The organism is Vibrio sp. V42_P2S4T144, from assembly GCF_009904715.1.
Taxonomy (GTDB): domain Bacteria; phylum Pseudomonadota; class Gammaproteobacteria; order Enterobacterales; family Vibrionaceae; genus Vibrio; species Vibrio alginolyticus.
In genome coordinates, this window is record NZ_WXWS01000542.1 from 1 (window position 1) to 3,761 (window position 3,761).

The 3,761-nt window shown below is 44.4% G+C and carries 3 protein-coding genes; all 3 read left to right on the plus strand.

The genetic code is table 11. The annotated features are described in order from the left end of the window. The first annotated feature begins 104 nt into the window (after positions 1–104). The 3 genes from CAG68_RS18020 to CAG68_RS18030 all read left to right on the plus strand — a co-directional run bounded on the left by CAG68_RS18020 (position 105) and on the right by CAG68_RS18030 (position 3,639). On the plus strand, positions 105–1,052 hold the full coding sequence (locus CAG68_RS18020; protein WP_161441460.1) for a ChaN family lipoprotein: 948 nt from the start codon (positions 105–107) through the stop codon (positions 1,050–1,052). A gap of 251 nt (positions 1,053–1,303) precedes the next feature. Beyond that, entirely contained in the window at positions 1,304–1,663 is a 360-nt protein-coding gene (locus CAG68_RS18025) for a hypothetical protein (RefSeq protein ID WP_005380688.1), read from the plus strand. Between the two features lie 398 nt (positions 1,664–2,061). Then, the gene (locus CAG68_RS18030) at positions 2,062–3,639 is read left to right on the plus strand and encodes an alkaline phosphatase (RefSeq protein ID WP_025767190.1); all 1,578 of its coding nucleotides are present in this window, start codon (positions 2,062–2,064) and stop codon (positions 3,637–3,639) included. Positions 3,640–3,761 lie beyond the last annotated feature (122 nt).

Here is a 3,761-nt window from a genome sequence, read left to right on the forward strand (position 1 = left end):
CAATTAATACGTCAAAAAAACAACAAACGCAAATAGTTATCATTTATATTGATTCATTGCTCAGCCTCCATTAATATCATCCAGACATTTTTGGAGGCTTTTCAATGCGCTTTTCTACTTTGAGCTTGCTCTTTGCAGGCTTACTTACTGGTTGCTCTTCATATACGCACACCAACTCTCACGCAACCTCAGCGGAAGTCACTAGTTTTTACGACTACCAACTATACACCCCTTCTGGCGAGCACATCGCTCTAAGCAAACTGCCAATTGAGCTGCAACAAGCAGATGTCATTCTTATTGGTGAATGGCACACACACGCCGGCATTCATCGCTTTCAAACCGATATGCTCAAACAACTTACCTCCTACGACCGCTCACTCGCGTTATCTATGGAACAATTTACCCGTGACAAACAACCTGTTGTTGACGCTTACCTACGTGGGGAGATCGGCGAACAGTACTTAATGAAACAAGCCAACGCTTGGCCCAATTATGAAAGCGACTATCGCCCTCTCGTGGAGTTTGCTAAGCAGAAAAATCTCCCTGTCATTGCAGCAAATGCACCAAAGAGCATTGTCCGATGCATTGGTCGACAAGGGCTAGATTACATTAACAAGCTCGATGATGAGCAGCGGATGTTCATTGCACAAGCCATCAACACTGGTAGTAGTCCGTACAAAGAAAAGTTCATGGCATCCATGCATCACGGTAAGCCAGAGCAGACGGAAAAACAGTTTGCAGCTCAAGTTACTTGGGATGAAACTATGGCGGAATCTATCGTTAGCTATCTAGACGACAACCCAGGCGCTCAGATTGTCCATGTTGCGGGCAAGTTTCACACCGAGCAAGGGTTGGGTACGGCAGCATCAATCTTAAGCCGCAACCCGAGCTTAAAAGTGGTTGTAATTAGCCCAACAGATAACGTGCTTTCTGATAATACAGACTATCAGTTAGAGGTTCTCGCACCACCAGTACGGTATGTACAAGATGCTCACCGCATGGCGGCATATCAACATCTAACTAAACGCAATAACGATCTTCAATGTAAGTAGCTGGTCTTCAATTTAAGTTACTACCTTGTCGTTGCGTTGCATCATCACACCGCTCGGAGTTCATCGAGTGACAAGGGTCTGCTTCCTGCTGGTCTATTTTTTGCTAATGATCACCAATAGAAACTAGAAGCGGCAAAAGCAGACCTGTTTTTATCCAAATAGCTTCAGAAATAAACTTTGCCGCCGATAAAAATATAACTGCTTTTTACCCGCACTCAGTGACCGAGTGTCGATGTTCCAAGGAGTATTCGATGAATCCAGTAGGAAGCACTTCTGTTAATAGCTATGCCAAACAATCTGTCGCCTCTAAACAAGCAAGTATTGCACAAGAAGAAACTAGTGCTTCGCCGCTGAAAGTCGAACACAATAAGGTGACACTTTCGACCGAAGGCAAAGCGCTACTTGCCGCTCTGCAACAAATCGAGCACGACAGCAAGAAAATAGAAGCAGAAGATAAATCTGTTGGTGAAAAGGTCGAATCTTTCACGCATGGTGCGCTTGGCATGGATCACCCTGATAAAATCGAGAAAGAAGAGGATGGCTCATATTCTGCGGGTCAATACCTTTCTGCGGCACTTACCGTTGGTGGCATCATATTGGCATTAGTCTGATAACCAGTCTGATAATCGTCACGACAACAAATCCTATTTGAACCAAACACTTACTGCAGCCCATAATTTAATAAGCCAAAGAACGATATGATGCAAACGTAAGTGAATTCGACCGCTCTTGTGGCCCGATAATACATGCTCGTTTATTGCTCCCTAAACTAGGTTTCTTGTGAAGGCACTGAATGGATAACTTTAGTCCATGCTTTCAACTCCTAAGCGTAATCCAAGCCCACGTTTGTGGGCTTTCTTCTTTCCAAACTAACGAACGTTAGAGAGCGACTCATTTTTTCTGCAAAACCAAACAAAAACGACAATTTGGTTAAACTTTTATTACCGACACAAAACTTTCATAAATCATTGCTTTAATGCCTGCGCTTTCAATAAACAAGGAAAATATAATGAAGCGCTTAGTATCTCCAATCGTTACGGCAGTGGCTGCATCTACCCTCTCTTTCAACGCACTCTCAGCTGAAATCAAAAACGTCATTTTGATGATCGGCGACGGCATGGGTCCTCAACAAGTTGGTTTACTCGAGACCTACGCAAAACACGCACCTAACTCGGTTTACAAAGGCGAAAGCACAGCGTTATACAAACTCGCTCAAGAAGGTGTGATTGGATCATCACTAACCAATCCAGAAGACGCAATTGTCGTCGACTCTGCGTGCTCAGCTACGATGCTAGCGACAGGAATCCCTACCGCTTCTGAAGTCATTGGCATTGATAGCCAAGGCAACCATGTCGAAACTATTTTGGAAAAAGCCAAAAGTAAAGGTAAAGCAACAGGGCTCGTCTCTGATACGCGTATGACCCACGCAACGCCAGCAGCATTTGCCGCTCATCAACCACATCGCTCCCTAGAAAACAGTATTGCGGCGGATATGCTCGAAACAGGCGTAGACGTGATGATGTCTGGGGGACTTCGTCATTGGATTCCAAAGTCGACAAACGACAAGGGAGAGACATACGAGCAACTTGAAAAGCTCACTGAAGGTAATGTCTACCTAAAGTCGAAACGTAAAGATGAGCGCAACTTGCTTACTGAGGCGCAAGACCAAGGTTACAACCTGGCTTTCAGCCGCGATATGCTCACACAAGCTAAAGGTGACAAATTACTTGGACTTTTTGCTTACTCGGGCATGAACGATGGTATTGCCTACAGTCAAAGCAAAAACGATCCAAAACGCACGCAGCCATCGCTGAAAGAAATGACCACCAAAGCAATCGACATTCTTTCAAAAGACAAAGACGGTTTTTTCTTGATGGTTGAAGGCGGCCAAATTGACTGGGCTGGCCACAGTAACGATGCAGGTACGATGCTGCATGAAATGCTTAAATTCGATGAAGCGGTAAACTCAGTTTATGAGTGGGCAAAAGGCCGTGATGACACCCTGATCATTGTTACTGCTGACCACGAAACCGGCTCTTTTGGCTTTAGCTACTCATCAGCAAACTTGCCTAAACCACAAAAACGCGACGGCGAAGCATTCAAAAATCAGGATTACGCGCCAAACTTCAACTTTGGTCAGTTCGAGATCCTCGATGGTTTATACAACCAAAAGAAAAGTTACTACGGCATGATCAGTGAATTCCAAGCGCTTGATAAGAAAGAGCAAACTCCAGAGAAGTTTGCGGAAGTCGTGAACGCAAATAGCGATTTTTCGATTACGCCTGAGCAAGCAGAACGCGTATTAGCAAGTAAACCAAATCCATACCGACTCGCTGGACACAAATACTTAAGCGAAGAGAACGTTCCGACAATCAATGACTTTGATGCTTTCTTTCCTTACAACGACCGTGGCAACTTGCTAGCGCGTGAGCATGCAACAAAGCAAAACACAGTATGGGGGACGGGTACTCATACGCATACTCCTGTCAACGTATTTGCTTGGGGACCTGCAGAAACTATCCTTCCGGTATCAAAAATCATGCACCACTCGCAACTAGGCGAGTACTTGAAGCAACAAATTAAATAATCAACTTGCACTTACTTCACAACTCGTGATGTTTCAACGCTCTCGCAAGGGAGCGTTTTTTTATGCATGAAAACAGTTGACGTTTTAAATCGTACACCACAATAATTATGGGTCTTTAATTA

Coding starts and splice junctions, on each gene's coding strand:
- CAG68_RS18020 (WP_161441460.1), top strand. CDS start 105: ATGCGCTTTTCTACTTTGAGCTTGCTCTTTGCAGGCTTACTTACTGGT.
- CAG68_RS18030 (WP_025767190.1), top strand. CDS start 2,062: ATGAAGCGCTTAGTATCTCCAATCGTTACGGCAGTGGCTGCATCTACC.
- CAG68_RS18025 (WP_005380688.1), top strand. CDS start 1,304: ATGAATCCAGTAGGAAGCACTTCTGTTAATAGCTATGCCAAACAATCT.